General features: G+C 50.0%; 18 protein-coding genes, 1 tRNA gene and 1 pseudogene. 11 read left to right on the forward strand and 9 right to left on the reverse strand.

Going from position 1 to position 24,248, the window contains the following annotated elements; translation table 11 throughout:
* Window positions 1–19: 19 nt before the first annotated feature.
* Complete coding sequence (locus tag OEM52_01470) at window positions 20–1,525, reverse strand: multiheme c-type cytochrome (GenBank protein ID MDK9698808.1); 1,506 nt, start codon at window positions 1,523–1,525, stop codon at window positions 20–22.
* 742 nt (window positions 1,526–2,267) lie between these two features.
* Here OEM52_01470 and OEM52_01475 point away from each other — a divergent pair.
* From OEM52_01475 to hisS, 10 genes and pseudogenes are all read left to right on the forward strand, one after another.
* Window positions 2,268–3,581 (forward strand): OprO/OprP family phosphate-selective porin, encoded by a 1,314-nt coding sequence (locus OEM52_01475; GenBank protein MDK9698809.1) that lies wholly within the window; start codon window positions 2,268–2,270, stop codon window positions 3,579–3,581.
* A gap of 97 nt (window positions 3,582–3,678) precedes the next feature.
* Window positions 3,679–4,506, forward strand: coding sequence for a phosphate ABC transporter substrate-binding protein (locus OEM52_01480; protein MDK9698810.1), 828 nt, complete (start codon window positions 3,679–3,681; stop codon window positions 4,504–4,506).
* Between the two features lie 135 nt (window positions 4,507–4,641).
* A pseudogene (gene pstC, locus OEM52_01485) lies at window positions 4,642–5,709 on the forward strand (phosphate ABC transporter permease subunit PstC).
* Window positions 5,709–6,605 carry a phosphate ABC transporter permease PstA gene (pstA, locus tag OEM52_01490; GenBank protein MDK9698811.1) on the forward strand — a complete coding sequence of 299 codons (897 nt, stop codon included), beginning with the start codon at window positions 5,709–5,711 and terminating at the stop codon, window positions 6,603–6,605. Before pstC ends, pstA begins: the two are co-directional and overlap by 1 nt.
* Window positions 6,606–6,760: 155 nt before the next feature.
* Window positions 6,761–7,453, forward strand: a complete 693-nt coding sequence (locus OEM52_01495; protein MDK9698812.1) for a hypothetical protein — start codon at window positions 6,761–6,763, stop codon at window positions 7,451–7,453.
* A gap of 48 nt (window positions 7,454–7,501) precedes the next feature.
* Entirely contained in the window at window positions 7,502–9,286 is a 1,785-nt protein-coding gene (locus OEM52_01500) for a HAMP domain-containing histidine kinase (GenBank protein MDK9698813.1), read from the forward strand.
* The gene (locus tag OEM52_01505; GenBank protein MDK9698814.1) at window positions 9,283–10,443 is read left to right on the forward strand and encodes a hypothetical protein; all 1,161 of its coding nucleotides are present in this window, start codon (window positions 9,283–9,285) and stop codon (window positions 10,441–10,443) included. The genes OEM52_01500 and OEM52_01505 overlap by 4 nt, the downstream gene beginning before the upstream one ends.
* 54 nt (window positions 10,444–10,497) lie before the next feature.
* Window positions 10,498–11,271 (forward strand): hypothetical protein, encoded by a 774-nt coding sequence (locus tag OEM52_01510; GenBank protein ID MDK9698815.1) that lies wholly within the window; start codon window positions 10,498–10,500, stop codon window positions 11,269–11,271.
* Between the two features lie 164 nt (window positions 11,272–11,435).
* Window positions 11,436–11,509, forward strand: a tRNA-His gene (locus tag OEM52_01515).
* Between the two features lie 105 nt (window positions 11,510–11,614).
* The gene (gene hisS, locus OEM52_01520; protein ID MDK9698816.1) at window positions 11,615–13,120 is read left to right on the forward strand and encodes a histidine--tRNA ligase; all 1,506 of its coding nucleotides are present in this window, start codon (window positions 11,615–11,617) and stop codon (window positions 13,118–13,120) included.
* 219 nt (window positions 13,121–13,339) lie between these two features.
* Here hisS and groL read toward each other — a convergent pair whose 3' ends face one another.
* The 6 genes from groL to OEM52_01550 form a co-directional block, all read right to left on the reverse strand.
* A complete protein-coding gene (gene groL / locus OEM52_01525) occupies window positions 13,340–14,974 on the reverse strand; it encodes a chaperonin GroEL (protein MDK9698817.1) in 1,635 nt (544 codons plus the stop codon).
* Between the two features lie 135 nt (window positions 14,975–15,109).
* A complete protein-coding gene (locus OEM52_01530) occupies window positions 15,110–15,412 on the reverse strand; it encodes a co-chaperone GroES (GenBank protein ID MDK9698818.1) in 303 nt (100 codons plus the stop codon).
* Window positions 15,413–15,505: 93 nt separating this feature from the next.
* Window positions 15,506–17,155, reverse strand: a complete 1,650-nt coding sequence (locus tag OEM52_01535) for a hypothetical protein (GenBank protein MDK9698819.1) — start codon at window positions 17,153–17,155, stop codon at window positions 15,506–15,508.
* Between the two features lie 15 nt (window positions 17,156–17,170).
* Complete coding sequence (locus OEM52_01540) at window positions 17,171–17,485, reverse strand: hypothetical protein (protein MDK9698820.1); 315 nt, start codon at window positions 17,483–17,485, stop codon at window positions 17,171–17,173.
* Between the two features lie 126 nt (window positions 17,486–17,611).
* On the reverse strand, window positions 17,612–18,121 hold the full coding sequence (locus tag OEM52_01545; GenBank protein MDK9698821.1) for a hypothetical protein: 510 nt from the start codon (window positions 18,119–18,121) through the stop codon (window positions 17,612–17,614).
* 99 nt (window positions 18,122–18,220) lie between these two features.
* Window positions 18,221–18,661, reverse strand: a complete 441-nt coding sequence (locus OEM52_01550) for an Hsp20/alpha crystallin family protein (protein MDK9698822.1) — start codon at window positions 18,659–18,661, stop codon at window positions 18,221–18,223.
* A 468-nt stretch (window positions 18,662–19,129) separates the two neighbouring features.
* On the opposite strand from OEM52_01550, the gene OEM52_01555 reads away from it, so the two are divergent.
* Entirely contained in the window at window positions 19,130–20,839 is a 1,710-nt protein-coding gene (locus OEM52_01555; protein ID MDK9698823.1) for a carboxypeptidase regulatory-like domain-containing protein, read from the forward strand.
* A gap of 226 nt (window positions 20,840–21,065) precedes the next feature.
* Here OEM52_01555 and fahA read toward each other — a convergent pair whose 3' ends face one another.
* Complete coding sequence (gene fahA, locus OEM52_01560) at window positions 21,066–22,343, reverse strand: fumarylacetoacetase (GenBank protein ID MDK9698824.1); 1,278 nt, start codon at window positions 22,341–22,343, stop codon at window positions 21,066–21,068.
* A 370-nt stretch (window positions 22,344–22,713) separates the two neighbouring features.
* Window positions 22,714–24,030 (reverse strand): 4-hydroxybutyrate CoA-transferase, encoded by a 1,317-nt coding sequence (locus OEM52_01565; protein ID MDK9698825.1) that lies wholly within the window; start codon window positions 24,028–24,030, stop codon window positions 22,714–22,716.
* Between the last annotated feature and the right edge of the window lie 218 nt (window positions 24,031–24,248).

Consider the following 24,248-nt stretch of genomic DNA (forward strand, 5'->3'; position numbering starts at 1 on the left):
CTGCAGTGGTTGATATTGCTTACGGATTAGTCGAATCCAAGTAGTTCAATGCATTCGTTAACAAGTCCTTGGCATAGGCCGGGTTGTGCGCACCATGGCTCTTATCGTTCTGATAGTAGCGAAGCGCCCAAGCGGCTTTACGGGATTTTTGGGTCGATTGACCATTACGCGGCGAACCGAGCGAGTCAAGGGAAATCGCTCCATTGTTGGTTAAGATACGTTCCAGTTGCGCAGCCAACGTATCGAGTTGGTTACGACCAGCATTGAGCGAACCGACGATGGAAGCAAACGAAGTCGCGCCACCGTGGCAACCGGTACATGCGGCAACTTCCGGTTTGAAGTTGTGCAGGTGATGTTGCGGCGATTCGGCTGTCAGATTCATGTGACACATAACGCATGCTTTGCGGCCACTGGCATTGGCTGCCGTCTGGTGGACGTGGGTACGGTTATAGGTGCGACCCGGCAACGAGCTGTCGGGAATTTCATAAGCACCACCACCAACAAACATATCCATTTGTGGGGAGCCGTGCGGTCCGAAGCGAGTGTTACCATTGACAATTTGACCGCGGACGGATGAACTGTCACGCCGATCCTTGTGGCACTGAACACAGGTTTGCGAAGCACCGTAGCCGGTGAAAGTACGTTGTGGGGTGTTGGTCGCCGCATTGAAATAGGTGGTAACTTCGTCGGAAATGTTACGTAATTGTGCCGTGCCCGAACCGTTCGAGTGCGGATCGTGGCAAGTCACGCAGCCTACGCCATCGACATTGCCGCGAGCTGGCATTGCCATCGCTGCCCAATCGGGATCGTTCGCTTTGATGAAGCCTTCGGACGTATGGCATTCCCAGCAATTGTTTAAACTGCCAACCGGGTTGGTCGACCATGTCGCACGGACGAATTCATCATAGAAATCTTCCGGGGTTTCGACTTGCATCGGATGGGCATGGCCTGAGCTATCATACTCGGCGAGCTGCGTATCATGGCACTTCACACATAGTGAGCTGTACTCGCCGCCGACTTTACGGGTCATAAGCGAAAGTTCCGGAGTATGCGAACGGTTGTAAACGACGTCGTTATGCGGGCCGTGGCAGGCTTCGCACTGGACGTTCTTGAGCGCGGTTAACCGCATACTGTCGTGGGCGGTTTGCGCCGGCCAGTAATCGTCGAAACCGTAGCGATCGGGACCACGGGTAACAATCGACGTATCGGCGAAGTTTGCCGGTGAGTCGTAACCTGTGGTATGGCACTGCAGACAGTATGGTTTGGCTTTGCTGGCGGCATCAAGACTGTCGTATGCCCAGTAGTGACCTGTTGTCTTCCAAGATGCAACAGTAGTCGCATGGCAGCTATTACAGGTCGTGGCATCGTCGCCGACATAGGTTGTAGTAAATGCACTTTGCCCATTGTTGCCATTTTGACCGGCGGGGCCGGCAGGACCTTGTTTACCTTCTTTACCTTCGCAGCCAACTAACAGTAACGCTGCAACGATGGTAAAGAGAAGAATCCAAACAGTTGTGGATTTCATGAGATTTCCTTTCTTGCGGAAAGACGGAGAGATTGTTGTAGTGTCATCGGAGCCCCCAAAACCGAGGATGCAAACACGAGAATTGTAACGCGTAGCTCCTCTCGGAAAGAACCGTTGTTTTGTTTTGAAATAATTTAATCTGGTAGTAAATCGGGAAGAATCTGAGATGCTGTTCGCACCGATTGCGTGTAAATTACATCGAAGACGCGGGTAATGTCAAGGCATTGCGATTCCTTGGTTTTGCAAAATCCGGTTCCTGAAATAACCTGTTATAATGATAATGTTTCAATGGTTTCAAATGTGATATATCTTTTTATTTATATAGAACATATAACAACACCTCATAAAACCTTTTTCCAGTATCTACTGCGCGTTATCGCTCCCAGAGTAGAACTCATTCAAACATCACGAATTATGACTACGAAGATAACATCCTTAATCTCCCGAATCATTCGTTTCCTTAACTTGTTGTGGTACTCGTTAGAATAATATTACTAATATAAACACATAAATACTGAGCGTTAAGATTCGCTTTGAAATAATCTACTTCATGGTTCCTTAGTATGTATTAACACCCGCTAAAAAGCTACTCGTAGGCTTCTTCCAGCATCTTAACAGATGTTTAACAATTCATTCACATTCCGTTAATGCAGTATTTGTATCCTTGTTTGACGTTGGCGAGCAACCACCGCCAGCTCGAGACCCGTGAAATCGGCAAAGTGCAACGCAAGGGAGATAAGTAATGAAACTTCGGATATCGTTTTTTCTTGTCGCGATGTTTGGCATTTTTACAATGGCGCTGGCAGAAACGACACTAACTGAGACAACAGAGCAACTTGCCGAAGTGAAAGGGCAAGTTGAAGGGATGAATGAGACGATGCTCGAGATGAAGACGACACTCGATGCATTAGCAAAAATTAAAATTTCCGGTTACATCCAATCGCAGTACCAAGTTTCCGACGGCGACGGCATCGGCTCCTATGCGGGCGGTAACTTCCCCGCCGGTGTACACCAGCGTTTTGCTGTACGTCGCGGCCGTTTCAAGATCAACTACGACAATAAGTTGACGCAGTATGTCGTCCAGTTGGATGTCACTCAGGGCGGCGTTGGCATCAAAGATGCGTACCTCAGTATAAGAGAGCCGTGGACAAAGAACTTTGAACTGAAGGCTGGTGGATTTGATCGTCCCTTTGGTTTTGAAATATCCTATTCCTCCAGTTCACGAGAAACCCCGGAACGGTCGCGGATGTTCCAAGTATTGTTCCCGGGCGAGCGCGACATTGGCGCTCAGATTGCATACTCCTCAGAGAGTGGTCCTTTGAGCTTCCTTAACGCGAAACTTGGCGTGTTTAACGGCATGGGTGTTACCGCGAACGAAAACGATAACAACAAAGACCTAATTGGCCGTGTTGGTGTGATGTTCCCCTTCATCGAGAAGAACATGCAGCTGGATGGTGGCGTATCGTTCTACATGGGTAAGGTTCGCAACAATTCGAAGTTTGTTTATGAGTTAAGCGACAAGAAGTTCAAAGTCGACTCGACTGGAACCAATGCGATGCAATACCATGATCGCACTTACATCGGCATCGATGCGCAGTACTACGCCGATTTACCGGTATTGGGTGGCATGTCGGCTCGACTCGAATACATCTCGGGCGATCAACCGTCTACCTCCTCCTCCAACGGTTTTTACAATGGTACTACTGCCAATACACCGCTATATAAGCGGAAGGTTTCCGGTTACTACTTCAACTACGTACAGAACATTGGTCTCAAGAATCAATTTGTACTGAAGTATGACGACTTCGATCCGAATACCGAAGTGGAAGGTAGTGACATCGGCGCTTCGGGGGCTGGATTAACCGCAGCCGACATCCAGTATTCCACGTTAGGTCTTGGTTGGATTTACCATTGGGATGGTAATGTGAAGTTTGTCTTCTATTATGATATGGTCACGAATGAAACGGTGAATAGTGCCGCATCCGGATCGCTTGCTGCCTATACCGAAGATGTGAAAGACAACGTCTTCACTATTCGCTTACAGTATAAGTTTTAATTAAGTGTTGCAGTTAGCAGTTGGATTCCGTCAGTCGTAAGGGAACCATTTTTGGAAAATTGCCCTTACACAGTGTAGCAAGAGGAGAGAAACTCGAATGAAAAAAAATTTCGTCATAGCAGCAACACTGCTAATCGCGATTGTAGTACACGCGCAATCGAAATCCGTCATCACAGTAAAGGGCTCGGATACCATGGTGATCCTTGCTCAACGATGGGCAGAAATCTACATGGGAACTCATTCCGACCTTTCCGTCCAGGTAACGGGTGGCGGATCGGGAACCGGTATCTCGGCGTTGATCAATGGTACTACCGACATTGCCAATGCGTCTCGTCCGCTTAAGCCAAGTGAGCGCGAAAAAATGAAGCAGCGCTATAGTTCGCTCGGTGTTGAAGTGAAAGTTGCGAAAGATGGGCTTTCGGTGTACTTGCACGAATCGAATCCCGTGCGTGAGTTGTCGATTGAGCAAATCAAGCAGATCTACACCAAAGTGATTACCAACTGGAAACAAGTCGGTGGTCCCGATGCGAAAATCATTCTGTACGGTCGTGAAAACAACTCCGGTACTTATGTATACTTCAAGGACAACGTATTAGGCGGCGCGGACTTCGCACCATCGGTACAATCGTTGCCAGGCACCGCGGCGGTCGTGAATGCCGTATCGAAGGATAAGAATGGTATCGGCTTTGGTGGCGCTGCTTACGGCAAGGGCATTAAGTACTGTGCCGTTAAGAAGGACGCTTCAGGCATCGCTTATGAACCGACCGAAGAAAACATCAAGTCGGGTGCATACCCGATCTCCCGTTTTCTTTACATGTACTTACGCAACAAGCCGACCGGCGCGTTGAAAGACTACATTGACTGGATTTTAAGCCCGGAAGGACAATCGATCGTAACCAAAGTCGGTTACTTCCCGGTGAAGTAGTCCCCATCGCACACGATTGATCGAAATCGCGCGGCAACTCCCGATGTTTGACGGAACGGAGCGGAGGTTGCCGCGTCGGTTGTTTAACAGATTCTTAACATTTCCTTCGTTCCTTAGGAAACACAAAGGAATCGAATGCCAAATAATCGAACGACAATCTTGGATGTACCCGCGGATTTGACGAACAAAAAAATCCGCTGGGGCGATTTTATTGCCGAACGGATTGTAAAGGGAATCGGTTTTTTCTGCTTGCTCATCATCTTTCTTATCTTCGCATTCGTCTTCCGCGAAGCGTAGCCGATATTTTTTGCTAAAGCAACCGCTACGAATGTGAATCAAATCGTGGAACAATCAGAGAGCTACGGCAGCGATGAATCGGATACGATTGCAACCGCAAATCAAGCGACGCCATCGTTGGAAACAGGCGGTTACGAAGGGGTTGCCTCATTCAAGAACTTAACGGGAAAAGACTGGCAGCCAGTATCGGAACATCCGAAGTATGGATTAATACCGCTCTTCGTTGGAAGTTTCAAGGTAACGTTAATCGCGATTTTGATTGCCGGACCGATTGGGATATTGGCGGCGATGTATACCTCTGCATTTGCGTCGCGGTGGGTGAAGGAATTGCTGAAACCAGCCATTGAGATTCTCGCTGGATTTCCCTCTGTTGTTATTGGATTCTTCGCGTTGGTTGTTCTCGCTTCGATGATTCAGGCAACGTTCGGATATCAATACCGGCTAAATGCCTTTGTCGGCGGCCTCGCTTTGTCGCTGGCGGTGATACCGATTGTTTTCACCATCGCCGAGGATTCACTTGCGGCGGTGCCAAATTCGCTATCGGAAGCAAGTCTCGCAATGGGAGCAACCAAGTGGCAGACAGTGCTGTTTGTCGTATTGCCGGCAGCGATTCCGGGAGTTTTAGCAGCGTTGATATTGGGATTTGGACGTGCCTTCGGTGAAACGATGATTGTCCTAATGGCAACGGGAAATGCCGCATTGATTTCCTTTAACCCCGCCGAGCCGGTGCGGACGATGTCGGCGACGATTGGCGCGGAGATGGCGGAAGTGGTGTTCGGCGACACCCACTACACGGTGCTGTTTCTCATTGGATCGCTGCTTTTTATATTCACTTTTGTCTTAAATGCGATTGCCGAGTTTTATGTCCGCCACAAGTTGCTTGAGAAATTCCGGGGTGTGTCATGATGAACAACCATTTCCTCGGAAAGTCGATAATAATCGCGGGAGCGATTTGTGCCTTCGCAATTGTAGTGGTTGTCATTGCAATCATGCTGAGAATCGCGGTAGGCGGTTGGGATGTAATGACGTGGGAATTTCTTACCGCGGTTCCCAAAGTCGGGATGACGGAAGGTGGAATTTTTCCGGCGATTGTTGGAACATTTTTACTCGTAGTGATTATGTCGATTGCGGGCGTTCCAATTGGAACGATTACCGCGATTTATCTTGCCGAGTATGCGAAACAGGACTCGTTGTATTCGCGTTTGGTACGCTTCTCAGTAAATACCTTGTCGGGAGTGCCGGCGATTGTATTCGGGTTGTTCGGGTTAGGTTTCTTCATTCAATTTGTCGGAGGTGGCATCGACAAGTTTTTGTTGGGTGGGAAGGAACTCCATTGGGGACAACCGAACATCCTGTGGGCAAGTATGACGATGGCGTTGTTAACTCTCCCGGTAGTAATCGTTTCGGTTGAAGAAGCAATTAAAACGGTACCGCGTGAATTGCGTGAAGCAAGCATGGCGTTGGGTGCGACGAAGTGGCAAACGATCTACAAAGTAGTGTTGCCCAATTCGATGACCGGTATTCTAACCGGGGGCATTCTTGCCGTGAGCCGTGGCGCCGGGGAAGTTGCACCGATTCTGTTTACGGGAGCTGCCTACTTCTTACCTGATCTACCCGATTCACTTTCCGATCAATTCATGGAATTGGGATATCATATCTACATTATGACGACGCAATCGACCGATGTCGAAGCGACGAAGGGGTTACAATTCGCAACAACGCTGGTGTTGCTCTTGTTAACCTTTACCTTGAATTTTTCGGCAATATTTCTCCGTTACCGGATGCGTAAAGTGCTAAAGTAATAAGAATAAAATTGTTAGATTTGGAAGCGGGTGTACTGACACACCCGTTTTTTTTATTTTATTGGTATTTTACCGCATTGTTTTCTTGAAACGTACTATATTGTATCATTCTTAGTCGTGTGTCCAATTTTTGTTACACAAAAATGAGTGAACGGTTGTCTATTCATTACATACTTAATCAGATCAAACTCTCCTTGTTGAGAGTCTTACTCATAGCAGTTGCCGGATTGTTACTTCCACCATTGGCGGCGTATGGTGGAGAAATCCGCGGCACTGCAAGTTTGCCGTCGGAACGTAGCGGCTTTCGTCCAATCAGCCCATTCGCCCGCAGCCGAACAACATCAGTGAACATCAAATCCGCGAATACAATTATCGTGTATCTGGAAGAGTCACCCGGTTTGACACGGGGCAATCCGCCAGCTATCCAGCCGGTGATGGATCAAAAAAACTACTCGATTGTTCCTCACCTGTTGACGATTGTTGCAGGTACGACAGTACGATTTCCCAATTCCGACGATGTATTCCACAATCTCTTCTCGCTGTCGGCGGCAAAGAAATTCGATTTAGGACGTTATCCCAATGGGGTTTCCAAGGAAGTTCGATTTGAAAAGGCGGGTGACATCCGTATCTATTGCGATATTCATCCAACGATGAGTGGTGTAATTTTGGTGGTTCCCAATAAATTCCATACGACTGCCAACGAGGCGGGTGAGTTCGAATTATCCGATGTACCGGCGGGTACTTATACGATATGTGGCTGGCACGAATTGTATCCGAAAACCGGAACGAGTGTAAAAGTCCCGGAGACTGGCACAGTCGAAGTACGATTGCAATTTGATTTGCCGTAAAACTTTTTCGGATACTAAACCGGCTTAGCGAGGAACATACAACAGAGTATGAAGTTTCGAACGCGATTGTTTCTGACAATGACGGGATTCGTCGTGTTTATTGTAGTAGTCTCCATCGCAGTGGTTAGCTACCGATTCCGGTCGTCGACAATTCAACAAATTCGAGCAGAGTTTGAATGGGAACATTACAAAGTCAACCGGTTTCAGCAATTCGAGATTCAATCGCTGATCGGGCAAGCGGTTAATGTATCGCAAGACCCTCGCCTCCGGGGTAGTATCGCTACCGGAGACCAACCGACCATCCTCCGTTCCGTAACCGAAACCGCATTGAATTACGACTACGATTTATTCTGGCTGCTGACGCCTGACGGGGTTGTGCGGGCGCGAGGGGAAACCCCGTTAGCATGGGGTGACACACTGGCTCGCGAGCCGGCAATCCGCGATGCGATGCATGGTTACGATTCGGGCGATATCTGGCTGCGGAACGAAAAATTGTATCACATCGCCGTCGCACCAGTCCGTAGCGGGAATGCTGTCATAGCGATACTCTTGATTGGACATCGGTTCGACCGTGGTTTCGCCAACCGGTTCAGCGAACTCACCGATTTAGAGTTGGTGTTTTTAAATGAGCGGCAGGTACTTTCATCGCAAACCGATAATTTAAACGAAATGGTACTGACGGCGATTAAAGAAATAGCGAAAAAACCGTTGTGTCAAATGAACCGGATTCCGCAAATTCCGGTGACCAACCATAGCGATTCCACGGTAGCTGCTTTCGTAACGTTTCCCTTGGGGAAAGAACCGCATGCCGGTGCATTGTTTCGGCTAAACGATGTTGCGGGAGCACAATTGGCGACCGGCGTTGTCTATAAATCGTTGCAACCGGAGTACCTCCAGCTTTACCGGATTCAACAAGCGATTATTCTGGTGGGTGTGTTGGCAATTCTGATCTCGATTATCGCCTCTTTTTTTATCACGAAACAGATTACCCGCCCGATTGAACAATTGGTCGTTTCCTCGGCATCCTTAGGAAGAGGAAATTTGGAGACACCGATTGCAACGCAGAGCAACGATGAAATCGGCGCATTGGGGAAAGCGCTCGATGAGATGCGTCTGTCGTTGTTAGCCGCTCGGTCGGATTTGATTCGCGGGGAGCGGCTTTCAACTATCGGACAAATGGCTTCGGGAATCATTCACGATTTTAAACAGCCGATCACAGCAATTTATGGGTACATCGATTTATTGGCGCTGCCGGGCGTTCCCGACGAGTTTCGCAAGGAGCATCGCGACGCGGTCATGAAGCAAATCGACCGGATGCTCTCGATGATCAACGAATTGCTCGATTTTGCCCGCGGCGACCGGAAACTACAAAAACAGTGGATTCCCTTATGGCGGTTTATCGAAGAGATTAAAGCACCATTCGAGCGAGAATGCCGTACTCGTCAAATCTGTATCCAAACGAAACTCGATTGGGAAGGTGAGCTCTTCATCGATGAGAAGAAACTGCAGCGCGGATTCGAGAATATTATCCGCAACGCGGTGCAGGTGCTGCCGGATGGGGGGCGGGTCGAACTATCGGCGAAGCGGGAAAACGGCTCGGTAACGTTTGCAATTCATGACGATGGCCCTGGTATTCCTGATAAAGTTAAAGAGCATTTGTTCGACCCCTTCGTTACTTTCGGCAAGAAAGACGGCACCGGTTTGGGATTGGCGGTAGCGCAAAAAGTCGTTACGGAACATGGTGGAACGATTACCGTAGAGAGCGCCGTCGGTTCTGGCACGACCTTTTATTTGAAAATCCCGTATGAATTGCCGAAGGAGGAGACGGTATGAAGCGATGGCTGTTGTTGGCGATATTTTGTTTTCTCGTTGGCACATCCGCTTTGGCTGCCGATTACGGGATACTGGGAGGAGAGGGGCTTACCACCGCCGGCGATGTCACCTTGAATTGGCGGGCGTTGGAGCGGAATAATCGGTTGAATTCAAATTATCGCGGCGACGATCCGTTTAGTGAAGCGCGTATTCGCGTTTTCATGGTGAAGCAATTCGATTCGACGAAGAAAGTGAATGTTGAATTTCTGTGGGATTCCGAGTCCGACCCTCACATTTTCGGCGCATACCTGACTTTGCGGCGCGCCATCGGTCCAGTGGGGATTCGTACCGGGTTCATTCCTTCGGCATTGGGAAATTACTCGACTCGTTCGACTTACTTCAATCAAAATCCGGTGATCGGGGTACCGGCAATTTGGCATTACAAAACGACCTTGAATTCGAGCGGGAGTTTTAACAACGATTCGATTCATGTCCGGGGCAGCTCGGTCAATTACGGTTATGGAATTCCGGTCGCATACGACGCTTGTTGGAATTTCGGATCGGAATTTTTCATCGATCAGTGCGGTTGGTGGGATGCCTCGCTCGCGGTAACGACCGGTTCCACCTCGAATCCGCTATCGACGACCAATCTTGGTTATCAGAAGATTGCTCGCATTGCATTTCGCACATCGCCGGCATTGCGATTCGGGTTCTCCTCTGCCAATTCGTCGTGGATTCGTCCCGATGCGAAAGTGAAGTATCCGAAGAAGCCGTTGGAATACTACCAGAACGTCGGGAACGCGTTTTTCGAGGCGGGCTATGGCCATTGGCAGTGGTTCGGCGAGGCGATGCATTGCGCGTGGCAGACCCCGTTTATTAAAGAAGGGACGATCACTGCGACCGGTGGTTATCTCGAGTCGCGTTGGAATTTCTATCCGGGTTATTATTGGGGATTGCGATTAGACCGGATGCAATTTAGCGATATCGCGGAATCGGTGAACGACGATAGTGTAAAAGAACCCTGGACCTATAACTTCAATCGGATCGAAACCGCGCTGGCATGGCGGGTGATTCGGGAAGGGGTTATCCGGCTCGATTATCAAGGCACCTACTTCGACGAAAGCCACGAATACCACCCAATCCACTTCTTGGCACTGCAGTGGATGTTCGCGTTTTAGGGTGTCTATTTTACCACCACTTTCACCTATTTGACTTACACTTAGGTCGTAACTATGAGAATAGTCAAAACAACAATACTTGTAATGTTCGGTCTCGGATTGATCGTAAGTGACCGTTCCAATGCGCAAGTTGTATTACCCTCGCAGTCGGTCAGCAATACAAATCAAGTTCCTGTGATTGAACTTAAAAAAAATGAACCGATGCAAACTCAACGAGAGAGGATAGCGATTCGTGGAGTGTGGGGATTCGGAATATCGGTAAACGATGGATTAAAAAAAGCAACGAATGAATACTTTCGTGCTGCTCACTTTCAAGAGGATGCTCAAATCTGGCAACCTGAATTCTCCATCGGTGTCGAGTACCGCTTTACCCGAAAGATGAGTGTGGTTCCCGGTATGATGTTTTCGATTCATTACAATCAAGATAGTAAATGGGATCCCTACTGGGGGGATGTTAAGCCACCACCTATTCATTTAGTAAGATATCAGATCCTCTTTACGGTTAACTATCGGTATTACCTGATTGAGTCAGAGCAAAAGACCATATTTTGGAAAGGTACGCTTGGCTACCCCTCCTATTTCACGAGTGGAGAAAATAAACTAACTACCAATCCCAATGGCATTACTCTTGGATTAGGACTAGGTTATTTTGGGAAGAAGAACATAGATATTAATCCCTTGGGATTTGAACTTGGCTTTCTGACCTTTCCGGTATCTGTACGTTACCCATACAATGAAACCCCCTATGGAACTGCGTCTCGTTATCGTGTTGCAAAATATAACGATACCTTTATAGCCTATTATCTGAAAATGATTAGGACGTTTTAGACGAATTAGTATCAATCAAATGCAATAAGAGATTTGTTCACCTCATCTCATTTTGTGTGTTGCTTCACCGGTATTCGTGAGAATCGAAGCGCAATGGTCCTATATCCTCTATTCCCCAAAATTGACTTTCCCTTGGGGAGCCTCTATATTGCTCTCCGCACTATGCAGCCGTAGCTCAGTTGGTTAGAGCGCCTGACTGTGGATCAGGAGGTCAATGGTTCGAGTCCATTCGGCTGTACAAAAGCGTCCTTGACGCGAAGCATCCATTTGTTTATGACGCCCGCGTAGCACTTCTCTGGAGAACGCGGGCGTTGCTATTTCCAAAAATGAGACAGGAACGACCATGAAAGCGAATCGTACCGTACCCCGGTTGTACAAAGGGTTTCGCGATATTTTTGCCGCTGATCTGCAGATGCGGAATTGGATGATCGACCGTATCCGTACGGTCTATGAGCGCTACGGTTTCGCTCCGCTCGAGACACCCGCCATCGAGTACGTCGACGTGTTGGGGAAGTTCCTGCCGGAAGCCGATCAACCGGATGGCGGTATCTTCTCTTTTCGCAATGAGGATCAGGACTGGATTGCTTTGCGATACGATTTAACCGCACCGCTCTCGCGGGTAGTGGCACAGTACCCGGAGTTGCCGCGGCCATTCCGCCGCTATCAGGTGGGGCCGGTGTATCGTTTCGAGAAACCGGGACCGGGACGGTTCCGTGAATTCTACCAATTCGATTTCGATACGGTCGGCGCGTCCTCGATGATGGCGGATGCCGAAGTCTGTATGATCATCGCCGAGACATTGGAGGCGTTGGGAATCGAGCGAGGACAATACCTCGTGAAAGTAAACGACCGGAAAATCCTTTCGGGCGTACTGGAATCGGCGGGGCTGCTCGAATACACGAAGGATGTGACGTACAAAGGGTCGAATGGGGAAGAAGTCACGAAAACAATCACCGCCGCCGACATTCTCCGCAGTATCGATAAACTCGATAAGATTGGCATACCCGGCGTTAAGCAACTGCTCAGCGGTGGGCGGCGCGACCAGTCGGGCGACTTTACTCCCGGCTGTCAACTATCCGACGAAGCGATTGCTGTCATCGAAGCATACTTGAATACGCAAGGTGCAACCCGGCTTGCCGTGTGCGACCAATGGGAGAAAATCGTCGGTGAATCGAAGATCGGACTCGAAGGGGTCGCCGAACTCCGTGAAATAGATGGGATCCTCTCGGCGCTCGGTATCGACGAATCGCAGGTGATTTACGATCCGACGATTGTCCGCGGGTTGGCGTACTACACCGGCCCGGTGTTTGAAGCGGTACTCACATTTCCCATCTTCGACGAAAAGGGTGAGGAAAAACAATTTGGAACGGTGTTCGGTGGCGGTCGTTACGACAGTTTAATCGAACGCTTCACCGGTCAAAAGGTTGCCGCGACCGGCGCCAGCGTCGGCGTTGACCGATTGCTTGCCGCTTTGAAACTACTCGGGAAAGTTCCCAACCGCAGCTCGACCGCGCAAGTACTCGTAACAGTAATGGATAAAAAATCCGGTGCGGAATATGCGAAGATTGCGAAGGAGTTGCGCGAAGCCGGGATCAATGCGGAGCTGTTTACCGGCAACGGCAATATCGGCAAACAACTCAAGTATGCCGATCATTGCAATATCCCGTTTGCGCTAATCGCCGGGGAGAATGAATTTGCAGCGGGGGAAGTGCAAATCAAAGATTTATGGTTAGGGAAAGAACTCTCGGAACAAATCGCCGGCAGGGAAGAGTGGCGCCGCGACCGTCCTGCACAATCGACTGTGAAGCGGGAAGAGTTAGTCGCATTTTTGAAGGAAGCGTTGCAGTAGGGGTATAATCACACAAATACACAGGTGTAGGGGCGGGTTGCCATGCCCGCCCGACGACACCATTCATTCAACGAGATTCTAAGGACAACACCCCGATCGCCCTAACTGGTGGTGTGCAACATTTTTCATTGGACAGACAGGGGCATCTGTCCCTACTACGCAAAGACAGGCGGGCATTGCTGCCCGCCTGTCTGTTGTTCGGAACGGATGTTCGCGAAGTTAGTAGTCCATGCCGCCCATACCGCCACCGGGCATTTGGGGCATTGCCGGCGGATTCTTATCCTTCTTCTCGGCAATCACGGCTTCCGTCATCAGCATTAAGCCGGCAACCGAAGCGGCATTTTCCAAGGCGACGCGGGCAACCTTGGTCGGGTCAATCACGCCAGCCGCGATGAGGTCTTCGTAGACCATCGTGCGAGCATTGTAACCATACGCGCCCTTGCCTTCATTCACCTTATTCACAATAACCGAACCTTCGAGACCGGCATTCTGAACGATTTGGCGAATTGGCTCTTCCAACGAACGGACGAGAATTTTCTTGCCCTGTTTGATGTCGACATTGGCGCCTTCGATCTTGATCGCAGTCGCCGCGCGCAGTAACGCCACACCACCGCCGGGGACAATGCCTTCTTCCACTGCGGCACGGGTCGCATGGAGCGCATCTTCGACGCGGGCCTTCTTTTCCTTCATTTCGACTTCGGTCGCAGCGCCAATCTTCAATACGGCAACACCGCCGGACAACTTCGCGACGCGTTCCTGCAACTTCTCTTTGTCGTAGTCGCTGGTGCTCTTCTCGATCTGCTTGCGGATATTTTCGATGCGCGCTTGGATGTCGATGGTCTTGCCAGCGCCTTCGATAATGGTCGTATTGTCCTTGTCGATGACAACTTTCTTCGCCTTGCCAAGGTCGGTCAACAGCGCATTTTCCAGCTTGAAGCCGGCTTCTTCGCTAATCACCCGACCGCCGGTCAATACGGCGATATCTTCGAGCATTGCCTTGCGGCGGTCGCCAAAACCCGGTGCCTTGATTGCGGCGACACGGAGGGTACCGCGGAGCTTATTAACGACTAACGTGGCAAGCGCTTCCCCTTCGACGTCTTCGGAGATGATGATAAGCGCACGGCCTTGCTGGGCAACCTTCTCCAATACCGGGAGGAGGTCTTTCATATTGGAAATCTTCTTGTCGTAGATGAGGATCATCGGGTCTTCGAGTGCCGCTTCCATCTCATCCGGATTCGTTACGAAGTACGGGGAGATGTAACCACGATCGAACTGCATTCCTTCGACGACATCGAGCGTCGTATCGATACCCTTGGCTTCTTCCACCGTGATGACGCCGTCTTTACCGACTTTGTCCATCGCATCGGCAATCAATTCGCCAATTTCTTCGTCGTTATTCGCGGAAATCGTACCGACTTGGGCGATTTCCTTCTTGCCGCCGACCGGCTTCGACATCTTCTTCAGTTCGGCAACCACTTCCTTGACTGCATCGTCAATACCGCGTTTGAGGTCAACCGGATTCATTCCGGCGGTGACTGCTTTCAAACCTTCGGCATAGATTTGCTGGGCAAGTACGGTGGCGGTAGTGGTACCGTCGCCGGCGACGTCGCTGGTCTTCGAGGCGACTTCACGCACCATCTGCGCGCCCATATTCTCAAGACCGTCTTCGAGTTCGACTTCCTTCGCTACCGTGACGCCGTCTTTGGTGACGGTCGGAGCGCCGAATTTCTTCTCGATCACGACATTACGGCCGCGGGGTCCGAGGGTGGTCTTCACTGCGTTTGCAAGCGCATCAACACCGCGCTTGAGCGCCGACCGCGCTTCTAATTCATAGGTAATAATTTTCGCTGCCATAGCAGTATTTTCTCCTAAATTTCAATTTTCGGTAGGGTGTCATCGCGAGGCGCTTTGCGCCGTGGCGATCCCATTTGCTTTCTGCGATTGCTTCGTCGTTCGCACGCGGCGAACTCCTCGCAATGACAGGAAATATTACTTGACAAGTGCCAGAATGTCGGTTCGGGAAAGGATCAGATACTTCTCGCCTTCCCATTCGATTTCGGTTCCGCCGTACTTCGAGTGCAGTACTTTGTCGCCAATCTTGACGATGTCGGAAAGCTTCGCTTTCTTCTCATTTTCCTTTTCGACATCGAATCCCAAGGCGACGACGACTGCCATCGTCGGCTTCTCTTTGACGGTGTCCGGGATGATGATGCTGCCGAACTTCTTTTCTTCCTGCTCGATGGGCTTCACAAGCACGCGCTCGTCCATCGGTTGCAGCGGTACGTTTGCCATTCTTTCATTCCTCCGTTTGGTTATTAGCGTTTGGGTATTGCTACCCGTTTACTTCCATTGGGCGTATTGCAATACGCCCCTACATTTGAAAAACTATTCAAAACCGTTCTGAAAAAATCTTATTCCAAATACGCCGCCAACCCACACATTCCGGTACTGCGAATACGACTTCCGTTCCCAAATCGGCCAACCACCGAATTCAGAACCATCGCTTGCTTTTGATAACCAGAAATTGAGTGATGGTCCTAACACAACTGCGATATTATCACTCACTTTGATCGTTCCGGTGAGCGTCGATTTGTATAGCATGCCATCAGAATTGCCGAGTGGAAAATCACTATCGAGATTCACTGCGCTCACCGATGCGCCGAATTCCCAATCGATTATTTCATATCGGTAACGTCGTCCGAAACCAGCGCCGAGGAGCGTCGCTTGATCGTTGCCAAGGCGGCTGCCGACGATGAGTCGGTTGTACCATTTCTTATTGCCGGAATGCAAATTCACCGTAGCGAATTGCGCTTCGTCGATCATCGCTTCGTATCGCAAACCGAACCGTTGCGAATAGCTTACTGCGCCAATCAGTAGTTCATCGGCATCGAGCGAATAATTCACGAGACCGATTTGTCCGCCGTTCAAGTGCTTCGCATAGTTCAATAGTCCGGCGATTTGCAACCCATCGAAATCGCTATGAGCGTAGTTAAACAAGCCCGCTGTATGAAGCCCCTCGGCATCGTCGCGGGTGACATTGCCCACTCCTGCAACGGCGAGGCCTTCCATTTTCGTAGCAACATTAAAACCGGACGTGACGAGCAAACCTTCCATATCGTCGCGAGCAACATTCACCACACCAGCGCCTAATAACCCTTCGACATCACCTCCGGCAATGTTGGCAATCCCGGCAACTCCCAGCCCTTCGACATTATCGCGGACAATATTGAAACCGCCGGTAAAAGGAAGCCCTTCGACACTATTTCCGGCAACATTGGCAACACCGCTTAAAATCACGCCGGAAATATCTCTTCGCGCAAGCGTTGCGCCGCCAGTCATGATCACGCCGGAAGTACTGCCATTAACGACGCTAAGTGCGCCGGAAAATTGAACGCCGCTCACCGAACCATTCGCCACATTTGCCAATCCACTGAGTTGAATACCGCTGACTTCGCCGCCAGAGATGTTACCAAGACCGCTCAATTGAATACCGTTCACGTCGCGCCGAGTTACATTTGCCAGACCGCTAAGTTGAATGCCATTGACTTCATCGCCGGAGATATTCGCCAATCCGCCCAACTGAATTCCATTCACCGAGCCACGCACCATGTTTCCTAAACCGGCGATTTGGATTCCATTCGCAGTACTGCCAACAACATTTGCCCCGAGCGTGAGTTGCGTGCCATTCATCGTATTGCCGACACCATTCAATGCCCCGGCGATTTGGATCGGACCAATATGAAACCAACGGTTACTCGAACGCTTTTCTTTCACATCTTCCCGTACCCAATTCCAAAGCGTTGCGAGTTCGATAGCGCGCGTCCGATCAGAGCTGCCAGCGATGATGTGTAGCGCATAGTCGTGCGATAGTTTATCGCCACGGGCAAGCATCGGGCCGATTCCGATTCCTGGAACCAGTTGTACATCGAAGGCGACGTTTTTGTATTCACTCGAAGCAGCAAAAACAGGCATAGATGTCATGCCTGTCAACAGTAATCCAACAATAAAAAATCCCCACTTGGGTAGCGCGGTCATAGCAATCTCACTTGGTTAGTGGTGGCACGAACAGCCGGCGCCGCAACCGCCGGTTGGTTTACTGTCGGTGGAACTCGTCTCGGACGACGCCTCGGATTTCGCTTCCGCTTTTGCCGGTTTGGTTGTACCGTTCAAACTGGGATTGCCGCCTTTGTAGTCGGTCTGGTAGAATCCTTTACCATTGAAGATGAGACCGACACCACCGGTAATCACCCGGTGTACGGGACCGCCGCAAGTGGGACAAACGGTATCCGTCGCATCGCTGAAGCGCTGCATTTTTTCGTAAGTATGCGAAGGATCGGTTTCGCATTCATAGACGTACGTCGGCATCTTCGTTATTTCCTAATCTGAACGACCGCTCGAGAACCGGTGTAGGGGCGTATTGCAATACGCCCAAAACGCAAACATTTACCAAACGTAGGGGCGTATTGCAATACGCCCAAAACATTAAAAGGGCTACCCATCAATCCTACTTCGAACAGGGTTATGATTATCAAACTCCCATTTCAATGGATTTGTCTCGATGTAAATAAGTGTGTCGCGATACTCTTTTTCGTTTCGAATGACATGTTCGTAATAGTTACGTTGCCAAATTTGATCTATTTCTCGATTCGTTTTAATTGCTGCTTTTCGAGTGACTGCGCCTTTAAACCCTCTAACTATACTGCCTACCGTTTCCTTTGGCGATTTGAAATGACGATTGGGCTCACCGGTCGTGTCTCTCATGATTCCAAAAACTGCGTGAAAATGATTGGGCATAACGACATGTGCTCCTGCCACCATTTCTTTCCACATGGAAAGAGTAATCAACCATTCTTGCTCAACAATTTTTCCGATACTATTTGGATAAAAAACGGCATCTCGTATTTCCCCAAAAGTTTCTCGTCGCTCAAATGTACAAATCGTGACAAAGAATGTTCCAGCTTGGTAGTTGTAATTGGGCAATCTAATGGATCGTCGTTCCATTACAAGCTCCCATGGGCGTATTGCAATACGCCCCTACGGTTGCGATAGTCATTGCAGTCAGGGGCGCACACAGAATGCACACCCCTACCGCCGTTGTTCTTAATTCGTCTGGATGGTGATTTCGCGTGGTTTCGCTTCTTCCGCTTTCGGCAACGTTACCGTCAATACGCCATCGGTCATCTTCGCAGCAATCTTGCTCGCATCGACGTTACTCGGCAACGTTAACGACCGGCTGAATTTTCCGAACCGGCGTTCCAATACGTGATAGGTATCGCCGTCCTGTTTCGCCTCTTCGGTACGCTCGCCGCTGACGGTCAAGACATTTTCCCGCAGCGTGATCTTGATTTCTTCTTTTCGGATGCCGGGCAAATCGAGCCGTACGCGATAATTCTCTTTGTCTTCCACGACGTCGATCCGGGGCGACCACAATGCTTCCACGTCTTCCGCCGGGCTCTCGCCAAAGAAGTTGTTAAAGAGACGATTCATTTCCTGCTGCACCGATAGCATATCACGGCGTGGTAACCAACGAACTAATGTCATTTTCATTCCTCCTTGTGTAACACCGATCGCTTAGGTTGATGGACACCCATGCATATTTTTAGGAACCCATTGGGATCGTCACCGAAACAGGATCGGTACTGAGGGCGGTGGCGACCCACCGGAGGAATTAGCAATCGCCGTGCCAGACTGCTAAAGTATGAGTTTTCAAGGTATTCTCCAAACCGAATCGGAGCTATAAACTCGCAAACTGTTGTATCGATTGCCAGATTGTCATTATTTCATGCCATTTTGTCTTTATTTTGCATGTCATTGTGGCATAGAGTGTCAGTAGTCAAAGTACTACGATTGACTGGTTACTCAGAGGATTGGGAAAATGTCGGCGACAACAACGTGATAATGTGATACAACTCCTTTCGCATCAATTGCCAAGTTCGTATCTTTCACTATCTACTTCCCGAACTCTACAAGAGAGTTCGAAGCATTCTTCTACATCTGAAAGGATAAGCGATGAGCGCTGCCAGTCTTTTCCGGAAATTTCTTCTCACTGCAATGACAATCGCAGCTTTGGCATTCGTTGTCGGTTGCGATGGTGATTCCGAAGAGAACAACAACAACAATAACGCCGGGGGATTCCCCACTGAGTTGGTCGGTACTTGGCTCGCGAAATTGGACGCCACCCAAATCGGCGCCAGTGCCTATACCGGGGGACTTTCTTCCGATAATGGACAATTGATTATTCGCTCCGATGCGACTTGGCGCCACTCCAGCGTTGATAACGGTATCACTTATGCCGATGCCGGACATGCGCGTTGGATCGCGCCCAGCACATTGGTAATCTACTTGGACACCGTTGCGACTGGTTCTGATATGAGTGTCGGCGATTCCGTGTACCTAACAACTTATTACACCAATGAAGTGTTGGTGGTTGGAATGCCCAGCGAAGCGAATGCCTCTTATCTCAATTGGGAATTGTATGGGAAGCAGGGTTTATCGATGGGTGTGATTGCCGGGATCTGTGTCAATCCGGCACGAGCGACATTGGGGAATGTCCCGATTACCGCCGCTTTGCCGAATTCGACCGCCGTTCGCGATACGACCAATGCCTACGGTTTCTTCTATTTCTCGAGTTTGACGAACGGCACTTATACGGTCTCCGGTACCTACAATGGCATTACCGAAACTCGTACCGTACAAATCGCTCCGGGTGTGATATCGCCGATGATGTTGACGTTTACCGGCGGTACCGTCACTACGGGCAGTATCACTGGACGGGTTTTCAATTCAAATGATTCGACGGCGCTATCTGGCGTGACAATTACTCCCGATGGCGGAAGCGCTGCCACGACCGATGCGAATGGCGATTATACGATTACCGGACTGACGACGGGAATGCGTTTCTTCACCATCACGAAGACCGGGTATCTCGATAGTTATGCCGCCGTATTCATTACCGCCAATCAGACAATTACCCAGAATTTCTTCTTAGCGCCAACCAATGCCGGGCCAGGTACGGTCACTGGTGAAGTGCGCGATGCAGTTTCTGGTGATGCGATAAGCGGTGCCACCGTCGCTGCCGAAAACGGTCAACAGACCACTACCAATGCAAGCGGTCAATACACCTTAACGGTTAGTGCGGGAACCCGCGCCATCAGTGCGGCAAAGACCGGCTACTATGGCAGCAATGCCACCTTGATCCGGGTAGTCACCGGACAAACCTACACGCAAAACTTCACGCTCTCGCCGGAAATCACCGGAGGCAGTGGTCAGATGCGATTGGTGTTACGGTGGGCAACCACGCCGCGCGATCTCGATAGCTATCTGCGCGTCCCAGGCGTGAGTACGCCGGTGTACTACGGGAGTCATGGCGACTCTACGGCATCGCCGTTTGCTCGGCTCGATGTCGACGATACCAGCGGCGAAGGTCCGGAAACGATTACGATTTATCAATTCCTGACCGGCACCTATCAGTATTACATCCATAATTACTCTGGTTCGCCCGACATTACTGCCAGTGGAGCAGTTGCGATGATTTATGGCGATGGTGGATTATTGCAACAATTCACTATTCCAACGACGCCATCATCTGGTATGCGTTACTGGTACATCTGTGATATCGATGGTGCGACTGGCGCAATCACCGTTCACAATACGCTGCAGTCCGCAGCCCCGACTGGTCCCGACGGCAAGCAACCGTTACTAATGGCGAAGAAGTACTAACGTACAATCGCGAGTCGCGTAACAGCGCACAACATTGTTACGCGCGACACGCAACCCATCCATACAACACAACAGCCGGGCAGAAATGTCCGGCTGTTTGGTGATGTGAATCGTTAGGGCGGCTTTCAATTCATAGTGAATAGGCCTATAAAAGCAACAACTTTGCACTGACTTCGATAAAAATTTGGATTGAGCAAACACAGGGTACGCCCTTTCACACGAGTTTCTACCCGACTACTTTCCCTACCACTTCCCCGAATCCAATCCGGTAAGATTGCCCTTGGCAGTAGCCGCGAATCGCAAGAGTGTCGCCATCCTGGAGAAAGCTCCGTTGCTCGCCATTCGATAGCGTTAACGGTTCAGTGCCACGCCACGATAATTCCAACATACTACCCCGCGCATCGGGCGTCGGACCGCTGATTGTGCCGGACGCAAGCAAATCGCCGGGGCGGAGGTTGCAACCGGTAATCGTATGGTGCGCGATGTGTTGCGCGACGTTCCAATAGAGATGTTTATAATTCGATTGCGCGATTTTCTCCGGGGCATTCATCGTTGCAGTCTGGAGCAATACATCCAGTGTGATATCGAAGGTGGAATTGCCATTGGTGCGGAGATACGGTAACGGTTCCGGGTCTTGCTGAGGCCCCTCACAACGGAACGGCGCCAGCGCCTCCATCGTCACCACCCACGGGGAAATCGACGTCGCAAAATTCTTGGCAAGGAATGGTCCAAGTGGCACATACTCCCACGCCTGAATGTCTCGCGCACTCCAATCGTTCACCAATACAAAACCGAAGATTTTTTCTTCCGCTTCCGTAGTAGGAATTGGTTCGCCGAGCTTGTTACCCGTCCCGATAAAAAATCCCATTTCCAATTCAAAATCGAGTTGTTTGGTCGGCCCAAATTGCGGCATAGAATCATTCGCCCCTTTTGTTTGTCCTTGTGGACGAGCGATGGGTTCCCCACTCACCACAATCGAACTCGCCCGCCCGTGGTAGCCAACCGGCAGGTGGAGCCAATTCGGCATCAACGCGTTTTCCTTGCCCCGGAACATAATGCCGACATTCGTCGCATGTTCGCGCGAGGAGTAGAAGTCGGTGTAATCGCCAATGTCGACTGGGAGCATCATTTCGACTTCGTCGAGCCGATAGAGCACCGCTTCGCGTAAATCGGGATTGTCGCGGAGGGTGGGGCAGTCGTCACGCAGCAGCCGGCTCAAGGTATCACGCGCCTCTTGCCACGCTGCTTTTCCGCAAGCCATGAATTCGTTGAGCGTCGGTTGCGCGAAGATCGTTTTCCCCAGCAATTCAGGCGTATCGAAATAGCCGTACTCTTCCAAGCGGGCGAGATTGATCACCGTATCGCCGACAATCGAGACGACAAACCGCTCATCGTCGCAGCATCCGGCTTTCCGGGCAACGCCGTACGGGAGGTTCTGAATCGGGAAATCGGAATCCGGTGCAACCGGAAGAAACGATTTTAATGTCGGATCGGTGGTATTCATGATTCTCTTTCAATTCTTTCTTTTGGGTACCGACAGGTCTCCAGACCTGTGATAGGTAGCGACAGGCATCCCCGCCTGTTTCGTAGGGGTCGAAATGCTTCGATCCGCAACAATAAACCGGGCGCAAGCGTTTGCGCCTCTACAGTTAGTGGATACGGGCTTCCAAGCCCGTAACAATTATTGGGTACCGACAGGTCTCCAGACCTGTAAAAAATTACGCAATTCTGGAGAATTGCAGGTACCCATTCGAGAAGATAATACGAGAAAATTGATATGTGCACACTGTAACTCCGTTAACCAATAAGAAAGGGCGCACAATTGTGCGCCCTTACCTAACACCTAACACCCAAAACCTAACACCTACTTTCTGCTACTTTATCCACTTCTTCCCGAAGGCGAAGCGTTCCAATTCTTCGCGATAGTTGGGGTGGGCAATGTTAATTAATGCACGTGCTCGTTCCCGAAGCGTTTTACCGTGGAGCGAGGCGATACCATACTCGGTGACGACATAATGGACGTCGGCACGGCTTGTAACGACACCGGCCCCTTCTTTCAGATGCGAGCAGATCCGCGAGAATTTTCCATTATCCGTCATCGACGGTAGGGCGATAATCGGTTTACCACGCTTGGAGCGGGCCGCCCCGCGAATAAAATCGACTTGTCCGCCAAACCCGCTGAAGAGCCGGAAACCGATACTATCCGAACACACCTGCCCGGTGAGATCGACTTCGACTGCTGAATTAATCGCCGTCATCTTCTCATTCTGCGACACGATAAAAACATCATTCACATAATCCGATGGGTGGAATTCACAAAGCGGATTGTTGTCGAGGAAATCGTAGGTTCGTTTACTTCCTAACACGAAACTGGCAACAATTTTACCCCGGTGCAATGTTTTCTTTTCATTGTTGATAATACCGCGCTCGACCAGTTCCACAACGCCATCGGAGAACATCTCCGTATGAATACCGAGGTCTCGCTTACTACCCAAGAAATTGAGTACGGCGTCGGGAATCATGCCGATGCCCATTTGCAGCGTCGCGCCGTCTTCAATCAACGTTGAGATATGTTCCCCTACCTGCTGTGCAATGCGAAACTCTGCGTTATTCGGATCGGGTTGAAACTGTGGCAGCTCGAAAAGGGGAACATCGACTTCGACAATCGCCGTCAGTTTGTTGATATGGATAAAGCAGTCACCCAGCGCTCGCGGCATCCGGGGATTAATCTGGGCAATGACAATCTTCGCGTGCTCTGCCGCCGATTTGGTGGTCTCAACCCCTAATCCATACGAACAGAAGCCGTGTTCATCGGGCGGCGAGAGTTGCACCATCGCAACATCGATTGGTAGAATACCATTACGAAACAATTCCGGAATCTCGGAAAGAAAGACCGGTGTCCAATCAGCCCGCCCTTCATTTACCGCCTGCCGGACATTGGTTCCAATGAAGAGGGCATTGTGGCGGAAGTGTCCTTCCATCTCCGGGGCGGCGTACCGCGCCTGTCCCATGTTGAGGATGTGAACGACTTCAACGTCGAACAGCTCATCTTTCCGGGCAACCATTGCATTCACCAATACTTCGGGGACGGCACAGCCGGGATGGAGGTAAACGCGGTTACCGCTTTTGATGAGTTGCACCGCTTCTTCGGCGGTCTGCTTTTTCTTGTTGTATGCTTCGAGCCAGCGCATGTCTGTTTCCTATGAAGGGTGTCGGTTGTTCGTAGACTTGTGGTATAAACATTCCATCGAAATCAATCAGATTTCTGGTTTTCGCGCAACAAAGAGCAAAAAGGATGATAAATTCCGTAATCCCAACTTGTAAGAAAATAACTCATAGAGTACGCTTATCAAATAAAACGGCACAAAAAAACTAAAATAGGATGATTGGTAATAACTAAAATCAGACC

It is taken from the genome of bacterium (genome assembly GCA_030247525.1).
Lineage (GTDB): Bacteria > Electryoneota > JAOADG01 > JAOADG01 > JAOADG01 > JAOTSC01.

Coding starts and splice junctions, on each gene's coding strand:
- fahA (MDK9698824.1), bottom strand. CDS start 22,343: ATGAATACCACCGATCCGACATTAAAATCGTTTCTTCCGGTTGCACCG.
- OEM52_01535 (MDK9698819.1), bottom strand. CDS start 17,155: ATGACCGCGCTACCCAAGTGGGGATTTTTTATTGTTGGATTACTGTTG.
- OEM52_01565 (MDK9698825.1), bottom strand. CDS start 24,030: ATGCGCTGGCTCGAAGCATACAACAAGAAAAAGCAGACCGCCGAAGAA.
- groL (MDK9698817.1), bottom strand. CDS start 14,974: ATGGCAGCGAAAATTATTACCTATGAATTAGAAGCGCGGTCGGCGCTC.
- hisS (MDK9698816.1), top strand. CDS start 11,615: ATGAAAGCGAATCGTACCGTACCCCGGTTGTACAAAGGGTTTCGCGAT.
- OEM52_01510 (MDK9698815.1), top strand. CDS start 10,498: ATGAGAATAGTCAAAACAACAATACTTGTAATGTTCGGTCTCGGATTG.
- OEM52_01550 (MDK9698822.1), bottom strand. CDS start 18,661: ATGACATTAGTTCGTTGGTTACCACGCCGTGATATGCTATCGGTGCAG.
- pstA (MDK9698811.1), top strand. CDS start 5,709: ATGAACAACCATTTCCTCGGAAAGTCGATAATAATCGCGGGAGCGATT.
- OEM52_01475 (MDK9698809.1), top strand. CDS start 2,268: ATGAAACTTCGGATATCGTTTTTTCTTGTCGCGATGTTTGGCATTTTT.
- OEM52_01530 (MDK9698818.1), bottom strand. CDS start 15,412: ATGGCAAACGTACCGCTGCAACCGATGGACGAGCGCGTGCTTGTGAAG.
- OEM52_01505 (MDK9698814.1), top strand. CDS start 9,283: ATGAAGCGATGGCTGTTGTTGGCGATATTTTGTTTTCTCGTTGGCACA.
- OEM52_01555 (MDK9698823.1), top strand. CDS start 19,130: ATGAGCGCTGCCAGTCTTTTCCGGAAATTTCTTCTCACTGCAATGACA.
- OEM52_01540 (MDK9698820.1), bottom strand. CDS start 17,485: ATGCCGACGTACGTCTATGAATGCGAAACCGATCCTTCGCATACTTAC.
- OEM52_01545 (MDK9698821.1), bottom strand. CDS start 18,121: ATGGAACGACGATCCATTAGATTGCCCAATTACAACTACCAAGCTGGA.
- OEM52_01500 (MDK9698813.1), top strand. CDS start 7,502: ATGAAGTTTCGAACGCGATTGTTTCTGACAATGACGGGATTCGTCGTG.
- OEM52_01470 (MDK9698808.1), bottom strand. CDS start 1,525: ATGAAATCCACAACTGTTTGGATTCTTCTCTTTACCATCGTTGCAGCG.
- OEM52_01480 (MDK9698810.1), top strand. CDS start 3,679: ATGAAAAAAAATTTCGTCATAGCAGCAACACTGCTAATCGCGATTGTA.